This window comes from Polynucleobacter sp. GWA2_45_21, assembly GCF_001830325.1.
Lineage (GTDB): Bacteria > Pseudomonadota > Gammaproteobacteria > Burkholderiales > Burkholderiaceae > Polynucleobacter.
The window spans coordinates 1-15,282 of record NZ_MHZG01000007.1; the positions used below are offsets into that span (position 1 = coordinate 1).

Consider the following 15,282-nt stretch of genomic DNA (forward strand, 5'->3'; position numbering starts at 1 on the left):
AAGAAGGTTTGGCTAAAAGCGCTTGGATCTCATGACGTTTAGGCATCGATGGGCGTCCCCGAGGTTTGGGTTCTAGGGCTGTAATACCACCTTCATTGTAGAGGCGTTGCCAAACCAAAATGGTACTAGGGGAGGCAATATTAAAGTGGGCGGACGTAGACCGCGGGGATGCGCCGTAGGCCCTCATGTGCTGGAGCACCAATAGTTTGAACTGTGGGGTGTACTGTTGATAACCCCTCTTTTGGAGACCAGATATTCCATGTAGTTTATGGGTCAAAACCCATTTACGGACATCGGTGGTATTAAGGCCGTAATGATTGGCTACCCTCAGGTAGCCTCCATCCCTTAGATAATCATTAACTACTTTTAGCTTGAACTGAGTGCTGTGTTTGCTCATGAAGCTGACCCCTTTGAGTTGGATTGGGTGTCCAACTTTTGTGGGTCAGTTCAAAACATGGTGAGGGTTTTTCTTTTAAAACTTTCATTTTAAATCAACTGATCTGATGATTTATTCGAAGCGATTATCTAGGCGTCCAACCCCATCAATGATGATGCTGACGTTGCTGCCGGGCTTCATTGAGCCAACACCAACAGAAGTGCCGCAGGCAATGATGTCACCAGCTTGCAGTGGGACATCTTGAGAGATCAGGCTAACCAATTTTGCTGGCGGGAAAATCATGTCAGCGATGGGATAGTTTTGACGCTCTTGCTCATTCAAAATAGTTTTAATTGTTAACTTGCTTGGATCTACATCAGTAGTGATGTAAGGGCCAAAGACGCCAAAAGTATTGAAGCTCTTAGAGCGTGTCCACTGTGCATATCCAGGATCGCGATTCAAAATTTCAATTGCAGTGACATCGTTAATGCAGGTGTATCCAAAAATGGCAGCGGCCGCTTGTGTTTCATCCACTTCATGGCATGCTTTGCCGATGACAATCCCGAGCTCACCCTCATAGACAACTTTTCCAGAGTAAGACTTTGGAGTGCGAATGGTTTGATTAGCTGCCAAGAAAGAGTTATTGCCTTTCAGGAAATACAAAGGCTCTGCCGGCACGGCATGCTCAAGTTTGGTAACCAACGCATGAAAGTTATCTACCATGGCAACCATTTTGGATGGAGTGCAGGGGATGTCGATGGTGACATCAGATAGCTTTAATGTCTCGCCAGTAGCTTGGGGATTGTTAAATAGATCGCCGGTGTACACAGCAATCTGATCGCCCTGTACTTGACCTAAACCGGATTTGCCTTGATGTTGAAATCTGAGCCATTGAGCCATAATGAATTCTCCTGATAGTTAATATTTGATAGGCAATATCTTACAGGGATGAATGAATGACTAAGAATTCTGAATTGCAATTTGCACCTGAATTGGATCAGCCAGTTCGTTATATTGAGCGAACCCGTAATTACTATCTAGGTTTGGGGTATGAAACCCCCTATGTTTGGGCGCATTACATGGATGTGGCCTTTACTCCATTGCAAAAGCCACTAAATCAATCGATCCTAGGCCTAGTCACTACAGCAGTTCCCTTTGATGCCAGTAAAGGCCCGCAAGGATCAGGCGCTCCCTATAACGCAGCTGCTAAGTTTTATGACCCCTACACTCGCTCAATTGATGAGGATGCAGACTTGCGTATTGCTCATGTTGGGATTGATAGGCGCAATGCAGACATGCAGGATAGTAATTGCTGGTTCCCATTAGGCGCAGCTAAACGTGCTGTTGTTAACGGACGCATTCAGTCCCTGTCTAAACATTTTTACGGTCTACCCACAAATCGTAGTCAACGCCATACCCTCGAGATTGATGCGCCCTTGATCCTGAGTAAGTTGCGCGAAGACCATGTTGATGTTGCCGTGTTAATTCCGAATTGCCCGATTTGCCATCAGAGCCAAAGTTTATTGGCGCGATATTTGGAGGGGGCTGGCATACCGACAGTCATCATGGGGGCAGCGAAAGATATTGTCGAATATTGCGGTGTGCCCCGTTTGCTCTTTAGTGACTTTCCGCTGGGTAATGCTGCAGCTCTGCCCAATAATATTCAATCGCAAGACTCCAATTTTGAATTGGCTCTTCGCTTATTAGAGGGCGCTCCAGCCGCCCGAACAACGGTGCAATCCCCTTTGGTTTGGGCTTCAGACCCTTCATGGAAATTGGATTATTCCAATCTAGAAAGGCTTAGCGCAGAGGAGATTAAGCGCTTGCGTGATGAGGCGGAAAAAGCGCGCATTACTGCACGCGATATCAGGGTAAAAAGTGTTGGCGCCTAGGTTTGCCTAGACAAAGAGTATTTGCACAAGGCATGTAGTGCGGTTGTCGCCTCATTTTGGGGAAAGTCTTTGAGGCATTCGAGTGCAAGATTTACTTCTCGCTTCGCAGCCGCTTGGGTGTAATCTAAGGCACCAGAATTTTGAACTGCACTCAGAATCTGTTGAAAGACGTCATCAGGCAAGTCTTGATTTTGTTCGATTGCCGCTCGAACTAGTAGGCGCTCTTCAGTGCTGCCATTTTCCAGAAGATAGATGAGTGGGAGCGTTGGCTTCCCTTCTCTCAAATCATCCCCAGCATTCTTACCCATTTGTGAGGCATCTGCGGTGTAATCCAAAAGGTCATCCATTAACTGGAAGGCGGTGCCAATATGACGGCCAAAAGCAGCGGCCTGCTCTCGGTAAGCATCTGAAGCTTTTGCCAAAATTGCCCCAAGCTCAGTAGAGGCCTCAAATAATTTAGCTGTTTTATAGCGAATCACCCGTAAATAGCTCTCTTCGTCTACTTCGGGGTCATTCATATTGAGAAGCTGTAAAACTTCGCCCTCGGCAATCGTATTGGTTGCATCAGACAGGATTTCCATCACCCGCAGATCATTGGGCCCAACCATCATCTGAAAGGCCCTGGAATACAAAAAATCGCCCACCAGCACGCTGGCAGCATTGCCAAAAGCAGCATTGGCAGTCTCACGACCCCTTCTCAGGGTCGATTCGTCGACAACATCATCATGGAGTAGGGTGGCTGTGTGGATAAATTCCACTACGGCCGCCAGTTCTAGGGCATGGGGGGTTTCTTTACCATTAGCTAAGGCTTTGCTGACTAGGAGCAAAAGGGCGGGTCGAACCCGTTTTCCGCCTGCCTGGATGATATAAGTGGAGATTTGGTCAATTAAGGCGACTTTTGAGGCTAGTCGCAGGCGAATAACTTCATCTAAGGCCTTGAAATCTAAGGCGATTGGGGCCAGAATTTGGCTTAATTCATTGGTTTTGACAGTGCTCGTCATGCAAGATATAATAATGGGCTTAGCTCATCCAGGGTGGATTAGCTTAAATGTAGATATTAATTGAGGTTTCAAACCATGTACGCGGTCATAAAAACCGGTGGCAAACAGTATAAAGTTGCTGCAGGCGAAAAATTGAAAATAGAACAGATACCAGCGGAAATCGGCAGCGAAATCACTCTTGACCAAGTCTTAGCCGTAGGCGAAGGCGCTTCACTCAAATTGGGTGATCCATTGGTTAATGGTGCAGCTGTGATGGCCACTGTCGTCTCCCAGGGACGTCACGATAAAGTGACAATCTTTAAGATGCGCCGTCGCAAGCATTATCAAAAGCACCAAGGCCATCGTCAGAATTACACAGAAATTCTGATTAACACGATCAAAGCCTAATTTAGGCTAACGGCTAAATAGCAGGAGAAAGATATGGCACAGAAAAAAGGCGGCGGCTCGACACGAAATGGCCGCGACTCAGAATCGAAACGCTTAGGCGTTAAAGTTTTTGGCGGCGAGCAAATCAACGCTGGCAGCATCATCATTCGTCAACGTGGTACACGAGTACATCCGGGTATGAACGTTGGTATTGGTAAAGATCACACTTTGTTTGCCTTAGTTGACGGACAAGTGGAATTTGGCGTTAAGGGTGCTTTGAAGAAGGCCCAGGTTTCAGTTCTTCCGCGTTCATAAGACGCCTGACTGAGACACGTTTGATTCAGATTTATTCCGAATTTAACTCTTAGGAACAGGCCTCGCTAAGCGAGGCCTTTTTTATTCATGAAATTTATAGACGAAGCTCGTATTGAAGTCATAGCTGGCCAAGGTGGCGCCGGGAGTGCCTCCATGCGCCGCGAAAAGTTTATCGAATTCGGTGGACCCGATGGTGGCGATGGCGGTAAAGGCGGAAGCGTATGGGCAACCGCAGATCGCAACATCAACACTTTGATTGACTATCGTTACGCTAAAACGCACACCGCAAAAAATGGTGAGCCTGGACGTGGCGCTGATTGCTATGGTCGCGCAGGTGACGATATTGAGTTGCGCATGCCAGTAGGCACCATCATTTCTGATTACGAAACTGGTGAACCAATTGCTGACTTAACCAACCACGGTGAGCGCCTTTGTTTGGCGCAAGGCGGTGTTGGTGGCTGGGGAAACATTCACTTTAAGAGTAGTACAAACCGCGCTCCTCGCCAAAAGACGAATGGCAAAGAGGGCGAGCGTCGCAAGCTCAAACTGGAATTAAAAGTATTGGCTGACGTAGGTTTGCTGGGTATGCCGAATGCCGGAAAATCGACTTTGATTACGGCTGTATCTAATGCACGTCCAAAGATTGCAGACTATCCATTTACAACGTTGCACCCCAATTTAGGTGTGGTGCGTGTTGGTGCTGAGCGTAGCTTTGTAATTGCTGATATTCCTGGATTGATTGAAGGTGCTGCAGAAGGTGCTGGCTTGGGTCACCGCTTCTTAAGACACTTACAACGTACTGGTGTGTTGTTACATTTAGTAGATATTGCACCATTTGATGAGAATATTGATCCAGTGGCAGATGCTGTTGCTATCGTGAATGAATTGCGTAAGTACGACGAAGCTTTGGTTGAAAAGCCGCGCTGGTTAGTGCTGAACAAAGTCGACATGATTCCCGAGGAAGATCGCAAAAAAGTGGTTGCGGACTTTATTAAACGCTTTAAGTGGAAGGGTCCTGTTTTTGAGATCTCCGCTTTAACGGGTTTGGGCTGCGATAAGCTGTGCTATTCATTGCAAGATTATTTAGACTCTATTCGCAAGGATAGGGATGATGAGGATGAGCGCGCTGCGGATCCTCGTTATCAAGAGCAAGTTCAGCCAGAAGATAAAGCACCAGATTAATTAGCAGTCATTTGAGATCCGTACTTTATATGAACACTCAGAAAGCGAAACGAATCGTAGTGAAGGTAGGTTCAAGTCTAGTCACCAATAATGGTGAGGGCTTGGATCGTGCCGCAATCGGCATGTGGGCAGAGCAAATGGCCGCCTTGCTGGCTGCTGGGCATGAGGTGTTGATGGTCAGTTCCGGTGCAATTGCTGAAGGCATGCAACGTCTTGGTTGGAGTAAGCGTCCGCAGGAAATTCATCAACTACAAGCTGCAGCTGCAGTTGGTCAGATGGGTTTGGTGCAGGTCTATGAAAGTTGTTTTGCGCGCTTTAATTTACGTAGCGCACAAGTGTTGCTGACGAATGCAGACTTGGCGCATGCTGAACGCAATGCAAATGCCAAAGCGACTTTAGACACTTTGCTAAAGCTAGGCGTTGTTCCCATCATCAATGAAAACGACACCGTAGTTACCGATGAAATTAAATTTGGTGATAACGATAGCTTGGCTGCTTTAGTGACCAACTTAATTCATGCAGACTTATTAGTGATCTTGACTGATCAAGGTGGATTGTTTACTGCTGATCCACGTCAAGACGCCTCTGCCACTCTTTTGAGTGATGCTACTGCCGGCGATCCAGCTTTAGAAAAGATGGCTGGTGGTGCCGCAAGCGAGCTGAGTAAGGGTGGTATGTTGACCAAAGTGTTGGCTGCGAAAGTTGCAGCTCAAACAGGTGCTGCAACCGTCATTGCCTCTGGGCGCGAGCCTCAGGTTCTTACCCGCCTACTGAATGGTGAAAAAATTGGTACCTGCCTGACCGCTGCTTGAGTATCAAAACCCAATCATTACTCTTCTAATTAATCACGCCAAATGAATTGGTGGGCTTTGTCCCGCCAGTAAATCCATTGGGATTCAGTGACTGAATAACATTTTTTATGTTCTTCTCTTGACTGTTAAAGTTGCAGAATGCACCTTGCGCCAATGCAGCTTGATAACGATTTGGTGTGTGGTCTTTGATTGGGTTCCAGCTGGAAAGGGGATTTTCTTTCCAGACATTGGATTCAAAGGTGCCATAGAGGCGCCATTGGAATGAGTCACAACGAATGCCTTCGTATTGAATTTGGCTGTTGCCATTAGGGCTCGTCAAAATAACGATGTATCTAGTAATGCCATCGTTCCCAATCAAAATGGAGTTGGTGTCGACTGCAAATTTAAAAATTGTCTGCTGTGAGACGTAAAAAGGTTGAATAGTTGCTTTATTAGGAGGATTCAGCGGCATTGCTGTTGTACCCTCTTTAAAAACCATCGGCGCAAAAGGATCAACACCACTCTCTAGGGGGTCACCAGCGCAGCCCGCTAAGGCTAAACCCAAAGTCAGGCTGAGGGTAGAAAGTCGAAGACTGCGAATAGAGAGTTTCATGATGGCTTATCAGTAGGTTTTGCTTCTTTGGACTCATCTTCTTGACCCCCATATAGGGATTGAAGTAAATCGAGCGGAGAGCCCCAAGCAAGTTGTTGCATGCGTATGCCACGAGACAAATAGCGTGCAAGCTCGGAAAGGGCTAATTGATAGACCTCGCGTTTGAAGTCAATTACGGTGTCTAGTTGAATCCAAAAAGGAACCCACCGCCAAGCATCAAATTCTGGATGTTCTGAAGCGCGCAGATGAATATCGCTGTCTAAGCCGACTAGGCGCAGCAAAAACCAGATTTGTTTTTGACCTCGATAGCTGGCTCGATGGGTTTTGGAGGCATGTTGACGACGCAGGAACTCCTCTGGGACGTCGTAACGAAGCCAGTCCCTGGTCCGTCCAATAATTTGGACATGTTCTGGCAGCAAGCCCACTTCCTCATGCAATTCGCGGTACATGGCCTGCTCTGGGCTCTCACCATGCTGAATCCCGCCCTGCGGGAACTGCCACGAATGCTGCCCAACGCGTTTTCCCCAGAAAACCTCGTTATGGCTGTTGAGGAGGACTATGCCGACATTGGGTCGATACCCTTCACGGTCAAGCATGAGATCGTGCCTCAAATCCTTTAAAATCAACGATTTGATTATATCCATACATGAAAGCTTCACAGTCATTTCTCGCCACGCTAAAAGAAGCCCCTTCCGACGCTGAGGTGGTTTCGCACAAACTCATGGTGCGTGCCGGTTTAATCCGCAAGCTCAATGCTGGCATCTACAACTATTTACCTTTGGGATTGAAGTCCATTCGCAAGGTGGAGAACATCATCCGCGAAGAAATGAATCGCGCTGGTGCAATCGAATTGCTAATGCCAATGATTCAGCCTGCAGAGTTATGGCAAGAGACTGGGCGCTGGGAAAAGATGGGCCCAGAGTTACTCCGTATTAAAGATCGCCATGACCGTGACTTTTTAATTCAACCAACCTCCGAAGAGGTAGTGACTGATTTAGCGCGTAACGAAATCAAGAGTTACAAGCAGTTGCCGGTTAACTTCTATCAAATTCAGACGAAGTTTCGTGATGAGCGTCGACCACGTTTTGGAATCATGCGTGGTCGTGAGTTCAGCATGAAAGATGCCTACTCCTTTGATCGCGATGCCGAGGGCTTGAAGAAGTCTTATCAAATCATGTTCGATGCTTACACTCGCATCTTCAAGCGTATGGGCTTGAAATTCCGCGCAGTAACAGCGGATAACGGTGCTATTGGTGGATCAGGTAGTCAAGAGTTTCATGTGATTGCTGATACCGGTGAAGACGCAATCGTATATTGCCCAAATTCTGATTACGCTGCCAACCTTGAGGCTGCAGAATCAGTCTCGTTAATTGCGGCGCGTGCTGCTGCAACTCAGGCACTGACTAAAGTTGCGACACCAAATCAAACAAACTGCGCTGATGTAGCCAAGTTTTTAAACTTGCCACTAGAGCAGACTGTGAAGTCATTATTGTTTGCTGCTGATCAGGAAGAGGGCCCAGCTAAATTATTTATGGTGCTGGTGCGTGGTGATCATGAGCTCAATGAAATCAAGGCAAGCAAGATTCCTGGCATGGCGGAGTCACGCTTTGCAAGTGAAGCTGAAATCAAGCAAGCCTGTAATGCTCCAGCAGGCTACTTAGGCCCTGTTGGAATTGCTGCTGATGTAACCGTGGTTGCAGATCGTACCGTGGCTAATATGTCTGACTTTGTATGTGGTGCTAATGATGCCGGTCATCACTTAACCGGTGTGAACTGGGGTCGTGATTTACCAGAGCCTTTGGTAATGGATTTGCGTAATGCTGTAGTGGGAGATCCCTCTCCTGACGGTAAAGGTGTTGTTGATATTTGTCGCGGTATTGAAGTGGGCCATGTGTTTCAATTGGGCACACGCTATTCTGAGGCGATGGGTTGTACTTACTTGGATCAGCAAGGCAAAGCGCAGCCAATGGTGATGGGTTGTTATGGCATTGGTGTTACGCGTTTGCTAGGCGCTGCAATCGAGCAGGGTAATGATGAGCGCGGAATTATTTGGCCGATTTCAATGGCACCATTTGAAGTGGTGATCTGTCCAATGGGCTATGACAAATCCGAAGCTGTCAAAGTTGCTGCCGATCAATTACACGATGAGTTACTAGCTGCAGGTGTAGATGTGGTGCTCGATGATCGTGGAGAGAGGCCGGGCGCGATGTTTGCCGACTGGGAATTAATTGGCGTCCCATTCCGCGTGGTGATTGGTGATCGTGGCTTGGCAGATGCACAAGTGGAATTTAAAGGTCGCACTGATGCTGAATCAGAAAACATTCCACTGTCAGAAATTAAAGCAAAAGTGATTACTGCGGTTGATGCTGCTAAGAAACTTGTTTCTTAAATTCAAGCGTTTATAGCTGTTATTTTTTAAAGAGCCCGCCAAGTCCTTTGGCGGCTCCTTTTGCAGTCATGGATGCCATGGTGCGTGCCATCTTGCCGCCCTTAAACTGCTTCATCATGGTTTGCATTTGCTCAAACTGTGCCAGCAGCCGATTGACTTCTTGAACTTCCACACCCGCACCAGCCGCAATGCGACGTTTACGGGTGGCTTTTAGTAACTCTGGTTTTGCACGCTCTTTTGGTGTCATGCTGTCGATGATGCCGCGCATGCGTCGTGTTTGTTTATCAGCAGCACTTAAATTGGTTTTGGAGGCCGCTTGTGCCATATGGCTTGGTAACTTATCCATCAAGCTAGCCATGCCCCCCATCTGCTGCATTTGCACCAGTTGATCTCTGAAGTCACCCAGATCAAACCCGCCTTTAGAAATCTTAGTTGCTAATTTTTCTGCTTTGGCAACATCAACGTTTTGTTGGGCTTGCTCAACCAGGGCAAGAATATCGCCCATACCCAAAATACGACTTGCCATTCTCTCGGCATCAAATGCTTCGAGGCCATCCATCTTTTCGGCAACGCCAATGAATTTGAGTGGCACCCCAGTAACCTGACGCACTGAAAGTGCAGCACCACCACGTGAGTCACCATCGAGCTTGGTGAGGATTACACCAGTGAGTGGGAGTGCTTCATGGAATGCTTTAGCTGTGTTGACAGCATCTTGACCCAACATCGCATCAACCACAAACAGTGTCTCGATCGGATTGAGGTTCGCGTGCAAGGTTTTGATTTCTTGCATGAGTGCTTCATCAATACCAAGACGACCTGCTGTATCGACTAAGAGCACATCAAAATAATGACGGCGTGCCCAATCAAGGGCTGCAGCAGCGATTTCACTTGGCTTTTGATTGACATTGCTTGGAAAAAATTCAGCCCCAACTTGTTTGCTAACGGTCTCTAATTGCTCGATAGCTGCAGGACGATAGACGTCACAGGAGACGGTGAGTACTTTCTTTCTCTTCTTTTCTTGAAGGAACTTGGCTAATTTACCTACTGAGGTAGTTTTACCGGCACCCTGCAAGCCTGCCATCAAGATCACAGCCGGAGGTTGAGTGGCTAAATTGAGTTCACCACTTTGCGAAGTATCCCCACGCATGACTTGGGTTAGTTCGCGCTGTACAACTCCTACTAAAGCTTGGCCCGGGCTGAGGCTTCCAACCACGTCTTCACCAAGGGCTTTAAATTTGATTTGCTCTAGTAAAGATTTAACGACCGGAAGCGCAACGTCCGCTTCCAGCAAGGCCAGGCGGATCTCGCGCAGCATCTCTGCGGTGTTTGCTTCAGTAAGGCGGGCTTGTCCCCGCATTGTTTTAACAACACGAGATAGGCGGTCGGTGAGATTCTCTAGCATTTATCGATTAGACTTTCCAGATGGATATTTTAGGTTACTCAGGCTCCGGATGGCTCCCATCTGCACTTTATTTACTTCTTTTGGTCTTTTTAGGTTCGCGGCCAAAGGGAAAAATTGAATCTCCAGCTTTTACGGGCTTGGTTCAGGCATTCATCCTATTGATTTTGCTGGTGCACGGAATTCAGTTACATGACTCGGTCTTTACGCCAGAGGGATTTGTATTTGGTTTTGCCCAGGATTTGTCGTTAATCGCTTGGGTTGGTCTTGCTTTTTACTGGTTCCAGTCTTGGTTTTTACCGATCTCTAGCTTGCGCTGGATGGTTTTGTGTTTTGCATTGATCTGTTCTGCATTGCCTGCCATCTTCTCGGGCACCTTGATTTCTCCAAAAGCTGTCTCTGATCCTTGGTTTAAGGGGCACTTTATTGTTGCCACTATTTCAGTTGGACTATTGAGCTTGGCTGCGATGCATGCCATGTTGATGAGTATTCAGGATCGAGCGCTGCATCGTCAGTTGGCCATCATCCCGAATAGTCGGATAGCGCATTGGCTAGAGGATTTGCCGCCCCTAATGACAATGGAAAGCTTGCTTTTTAATTTACTCTATGTGGGTGTTGCGCTGCTGACCTTGACTGTATTTTCTGGTCTGCTCTTCTCGCAAACATTATTTGGTAAACCACTTGTTTTTGATCACAAAACTATCTTTGCGTTGATCTCCTGGCTTTTATTTTCTGGCCTCCTAATAGCGCGTTGGCGCGTGGGTTTACGGGGTCGCGTCGCTGTTCGTTGGGTCTTGAGCGCTTATACAGCCTTGCTTCTCGCCTATGTGGGCAGTAGATTTGTTTTGGAAGTAATTCTTCAAAGAGCATGACATTTTGATTAAGTGGCTTCTACTATTTATTGGCGCAGGTGCTTTGTACCTTTGGATAAAAGGTAAAAAACAAACAAAGCTCAATAGGGATGAGGCCGCCAAGATCAAGGCTGAGCGCAGCAAGGTGGCTGAGCCAGAGGTGATTGTGCAGTGCCGTCATTGTTCAGTTCACCTTCCAAAATCTGAAGCAATCCAGCAGGAGAATCGCTTCTATTGCTCGCAACAACACCTCGACAGCATGGATGATCAGGGCTGGCTGGGTTCTGCTGCCTGGCGAATTTCACCCAATCAAGATGTGCGACCAGCGGGTATTGCGCCGGATTTGGTGGTGATTCATCACATCAGTTTGCCACCTGGCGGTTTTGTGGATCGAAGCTCGACCCAATTTATTGTGGATTTTTTCCAGAATAAATTGGATTCTTCATTACACCCTTACTTTGAAGAAATTGCTGATCAAAAGGTATCCAGTCATTTCTTAATTTCTCGTCGTGGTGAGGTGTATCAGTTTGTCTCCACCCAAAAGAAAGCCTGGCATGCTGGCGTTTCATCCTTTTTAGGGCGTGAAAAATGCAACGATTTTTCAATTGGGATTGAATTAGAGGGTGATGGTGAGCATCCTTTTGAGGAAATTCAGTACCAAGCACTAGCCAAATTAACCACCCAGCTACAAGGGATTTATCCGGACCTTAGATTTGCTGGGCACAGTGATATTGCGCCAGGCCGAAAAACAGACCCCGGCATTCAATTTGATTGGCAAAAGTTTCAAACAAAAGCCAACATTCCCATCGATAAATTACCCTTCAGATTGCAATCCCGCTAGGCTTAATAATTGGTATGTGAGCACACGCTCACTTTCTCGCCCTTTGCCTAAAAAGGGGTAAAAATTACGCACCAAAATGAACCCTAATTTCTTGAAAAGATAGGGAAAAATACTTATAAATATTCATCAGAAATACCTTACTAATTTCCGAATATTTCCCTATACTTAGTGTCAAATGCAGTTCGAGACACTAGATGTAGTGTTTGAATACAGCAATACCCTATTGTTTTTTAACGATTTTTTGCCCAAATAACTATATATAAGCAGGAGAAATATGACATATGCCAACCCCCAGACAGCAGGACAGACTGCCGGCACAAATAATCCAGGAATGAATCCTTCAGAAGCCATGAATCAAGCCCCATCTGCCGGCTTTGTAGCTGGTGGTGTTGGTGGTGGTCAAGCCACTCAATTGTCTGATTACAAAATTATTCGCCGTAATGGCTCGGTGGTGGCATTTGAGCCATCCAAAATCGCTATTGCGGTTACAAAAGCATTTTTAGCGGTTAATGGCGGTCAGGGTGCCGCTTCTGCACGTGTTCGTGAGCAAGTAGAGCAATTAACGCACGCAGTAGTCCGTGCCTTGTTGCGTAGTCGCCCAAATGGCGGCACTTTCCATATTGAAGATATTCAAGATCAAGTTGAGTTGGCATTGATGCGTAGCGGTGAGCACAACGTTGCTCGCGCCTATGTTCTTTATCGTGAAAAGCGTAATCAAGAGCGTGCAACACAACAAGGTATTGCACAAGAGACTCAGACTGCAACTCAAGCTGGTGAGTCTGGAATCAAGGTAACTGACAACGGTGTTGAGAAGTGGTTGGATATGGCTGCCTTGCGCACCATTATTGAGGCGGCATGCGAAGGTCTTGGTAACAACATTGATGCAACTCCAATCATTACTGAAACCATTAAGAATTTGTACGATGGCGTACCAATGGCTCAGGTGTACGACTCTGCAATTTTGGCCTCGCGCACATTGATTGAAAAAGATCCTGCATATAGCCAGGTAACTGCACGTATCTTGATGCATGTGATTCGTAAAGAAATTTTGGGTCGAGAAGTATTGCAAGGCGATATGCAAGCTGAGTACAGCACTTACTTTGCCAAGTACATCAACGAAGGTATTTCTGCTGAGTTGTTAGATCCACGCATGCGTGAGTTTGATCTCCCGCGTTTGGCTGCAGCCCTAAACGCTAGCCGCGACTTGCAGTTCAACTACCTTGGCTTACAAACTTTGTATGACCGTTACTTCTTGCACATTGAAGACCGTCGTATCGAAATGCCACAGGCTTTCTTCATGCGCGTTGCAATGGGCTTGTCTTTGAATGAGTTGGATCGTGAGCGTCGTGCTATCGAGTTCTATGAAATTCTCTCTACATTCGATTTCATGTCCAGCACACCAACTTTGTTTAACTCAGCGACAACACGTCCTCAGTTATCAAGCTGCTATTTGACAACGGTGGATGATGACCTGGATGGTATTTACGAAGCTCTGAAAGAGAATGCACTCTTGTCTAAGTTTGCTGGTGGTTTAGGTAACGACTGGACAAACGTGCGTGCCTTGGGAAGTCACATCAAAGGCACTAATGGTAAGTCACAAGGTGTTGTGCCATTCTTAAAGGTAGTGAACGACACAGCGGTTGCAGTGAACCAAGGTGGTAAGCGTAAGGGTGCAGTTTGTGCTTACCTAGAGACATGGCATTTGGATATTGAAGAGTTCCTCGAGTTGCGTAAGAACACCGGTGATGACCGTCGCCGTACGCATGACATGAATACTTCTAACTGGATTCCGGACTTGTTCATGAAGCGTGTAATGGAGGGTGGTGAGTGGACATTGTTCTCACCATCAAATACGCCTGACTTGCATGACAAGTTTGGTAAAGCTTTTGAAGAGGCCTATGTTGCCTATGAGAAAAAAGCAGATGCTGGTGAATTGAAACCATTCCGTCGCATTCCTGCGCAACAATTGTGGCGCAAGATGTTGGGTATGTTGTTTGAAACTGGTCACCCATGGATCACATTTAAAGATCCTTGCAACATTCGCAGTCCACAGCAACACATCGGCGTAGTTCACTCTTCAAACTTGTGTACAGAAATTACTCTGAACACAAACGAGAGCGAAATCGCGGTATGTAACTTAGGTTCTGTGAACTTGACAGCGCATATGACTACCGATGCGTCCGGCAAGATGATCTTGGATCACGAGAAGCTGCAGAAAACAATTCGCACTGCAATGCGCATGCTGGATAACGTGATTGATATCAACTACTACGCTGTTGCTAAAGCACGTAACTCCAACTTGAAGCATCGTCCAGTGGGTATGGGCATCATGGGCTTCCAGGATTGCTTGCATATGCAACGCATTCCTTACGCTAGCGATGAAGCGGTGAAGTTTGCAGATTCCTCAATGGAAGCAGTTTGCTACTACGCTTATCAAGCATCTAATGAGTTGGCTGAAGAGCGCGGCGTTTACAGCACATACAAAGGATCGCTGTGGGATCGCGGCATTCTTCCGCAGGACTCAGTAGCCTTGTTGGCAGCAGAGCGTGGTGGTTACCTTGAGGTAGATAGCTCTTCCACTATGAACTGGGATGGTTTGCGTGCCCGCATCAAGCAGCACGGCATGCGCAACTCCAACTGTGTGGCAATTGCGCCGACCGCAACGATTTCTAACATCATTGGTGTTTCAGCTTGTATCGAGCCTACATTCCAGAACTTGTTCGTGAAATCTAACCTGTCAGGCGAGTTCACTGTAGTAAACGAGTATTTGGTGCGTGATTTGAAGGATCGCGGCCTCTGGGATGAAGTGATGATTGCAGACTTGAAGTACTTCGACGGCACTTTGTCTAAGATTGACCGCGTTCCACAAGATTTGCGTGACTTGTACGCTACAGCATTCGAAGTGGAGCCAAGTTGGTTGGTTGAAGCTGCCTCACGTCGTCAGAAGTGGATCGACCAGGCGCAGTCACTCAATATTTACATGGGTGGCGCATCAGGCAAGAAGTTGGATGACACCTACAAGTTGGCATGGTTGCGTGGCTTGAAGACCACTTATTACCTCCGCACAATGGCTGCAACGCACGTTGAGAAGTCAACTGTTGCAAGTGGACAGTTAAATGCTGTGTCCAGTGGTGGCGGTGTAAATGGTACGGATGCTTCCGCACAAGAAGCTGACGGCCCAGTTTGCACAATGCGCCCAGGTGATGCTGGCTTTGAAGAATGTGAAGCATGTCAGTAAGCTATTTGCTAACTGATCTAGAAAAATA

General features: G+C 46.9%; 14 protein-coding genes and 1 pseudogene. 9 read left to right on the forward strand and 6 right to left on the reverse strand.

Going from position 1 to position 15,282, the window contains the following annotated elements:
* Positions 1-397, reverse strand: a 397-nt coding sequence (locus A2X74_RS06470) for a transposase (protein WP_299764964.1), incomplete at its 3' end; no start/stop codon positions are given.
* 111 nt (positions 398-508) lie between these two features.
* Positions 509-1,276: a fumarylacetoacetate hydrolase family protein gene (locus A2X74_RS06475; protein WP_293626278.1), complete on the reverse strand. Its 768-nt coding sequence runs from the start codon at positions 1,274-1,276 to the stop codon at positions 509-511.
* A 56-nt stretch (positions 1,277-1,332) separates the two neighbouring features.
* Here A2X74_RS06475 and A2X74_RS06480 point away from each other — a divergent pair, with 56 nt between their 5' ends.
* Complete coding sequence (locus A2X74_RS06480) at positions 1,333-2,268, forward strand: reductase (RefSeq protein WP_293626280.1); 936 nt, start codon at positions 1,333-1,335, stop codon at positions 2,266-2,268.
* Here A2X74_RS06480 and A2X74_RS06485 read toward each other — a convergent pair.
* Positions 2,265-3,269: a polyprenyl synthetase family protein gene (locus A2X74_RS06485; RefSeq protein ID WP_293626282.1), complete on the reverse strand. Its 1,005-nt coding sequence runs from the start codon at positions 3,267-3,269 to the stop codon at positions 2,265-2,267. The genes A2X74_RS06480 and A2X74_RS06485 overlap by 4 nt on opposite strands.
* A gap of 75 nt (positions 3,270-3,344) precedes the next feature.
* Between A2X74_RS06485 and rplU the strand changes: the two genes are divergently transcribed.
* The 4 genes and pseudogenes from rplU to proB form a co-directional block, all read left to right on the forward strand.
* Complete coding sequence (gene rplU, locus A2X74_RS06490) at positions 3,345-3,656, forward strand: 50S ribosomal protein L21 (RefSeq protein WP_041484800.1); 312 nt, start codon at positions 3,345-3,347, stop codon at positions 3,654-3,656.
* A 33-nt stretch (positions 3,657-3,689) separates the two neighbouring features.
* Entirely contained in the window at positions 3,690-3,950 is a 261-nt protein-coding gene (gene rpmA / locus A2X74_RS06495) for a 50S ribosomal protein L27 (RefSeq protein ID WP_015420374.1), read from the forward strand.
* Between the two features lie 87 nt (positions 3,951-4,037).
* A complete protein-coding gene (gene obgE, locus A2X74_RS06500) occupies positions 4,038-5,132 on the forward strand; it encodes a GTPase ObgE (protein ID WP_293626291.1) in 1,095 nt (364 codons plus the stop codon).
* Between the two features lie 29 nt (positions 5,133-5,161).
* Positions 5,162-5,938, forward strand: a pseudogene (gene proB / locus A2X74_RS06505) (glutamate 5-kinase); the annotation flags it as partial.
* A gap of 31 nt (positions 5,939-5,969) precedes the next feature.
* On the opposite strand, the gene A2X74_RS06510 reads toward proB, so the two are convergent.
* Both A2X74_RS06510 and A2X74_RS06515 read right to left on the reverse strand, forming a co-directional pair.
* Positions 5,970-6,536, reverse strand: coding sequence for a CNP1-like family protein (locus A2X74_RS06510; protein WP_293626293.1), 567 nt, complete (start codon positions 6,534-6,536; stop codon positions 5,970-5,972).
* Positions 6,533-7,132, reverse strand: coding sequence for an RNA pyrophosphohydrolase (locus A2X74_RS06515; RefSeq protein WP_293626295.1), 600 nt, complete (start codon positions 7,130-7,132; stop codon positions 6,533-6,535). Before A2X74_RS06515 ends, A2X74_RS06510 begins: the two co-directional genes overlap by 4 nt.
* Positions 7,133-7,182: 50 nt before the next feature.
* On the opposite strand from A2X74_RS06515, the gene A2X74_RS06520 reads away from it, so the two are divergent.
* On the forward strand, positions 7,183-8,925 hold the full coding sequence (locus A2X74_RS06520) for a proline--tRNA ligase (protein WP_293626297.1): 1,743 nt from the start codon (positions 7,183-7,185) through the stop codon (positions 8,923-8,925).
* Positions 8,926-8,944: 19 nt separating this feature from the next.
* Here A2X74_RS06520 and ffh read toward each other — a convergent pair whose 3' ends face one another.
* Positions 8,945-10,327: a signal recognition particle protein gene (ffh, locus tag A2X74_RS06525; protein WP_293626299.1), complete on the reverse strand. Its 1,383-nt coding sequence runs from the start codon at positions 10,325-10,327 to the stop codon at positions 8,945-8,947.
* A 20-nt stretch (positions 10,328-10,347) separates the two neighbouring features.
* Here ffh and ccsA point away from each other — a divergent pair, with 20 nt between their 5' ends.
* From ccsA to A2X74_RS06540, 3 genes are all read left to right on the forward strand, one after another.
* Positions 10,348-11,196 (forward strand): cytochrome c biogenesis protein CcsA, encoded by an 849-nt coding sequence (gene ccsA, locus A2X74_RS06530; RefSeq protein ID WP_293626301.1) that lies wholly within the window; start codon positions 10,348-10,350, stop codon positions 11,194-11,196.
* A gap of 4 nt (positions 11,197-11,200) precedes the next feature.
* Positions 11,201-12,016 (forward strand): 1,6-anhydro-N-acetylmuramyl-L-alanine amidase AmpD, encoded by an 816-nt coding sequence (ampD, locus tag A2X74_RS06535; RefSeq protein ID WP_293626303.1) that lies wholly within the window; start codon positions 11,201-11,203, stop codon positions 12,014-12,016.
* Between the two features lie 274 nt (positions 12,017-12,290).
* Entirely contained in the window at positions 12,291-15,254 is a 2,964-nt protein-coding gene (locus A2X74_RS06540) for a ribonucleoside-diphosphate reductase subunit alpha (RefSeq protein ID WP_293626305.1), read from the forward strand.
* The last annotated feature ends 28 nt before the right edge of the window (positions 15,255-15,282 follow it).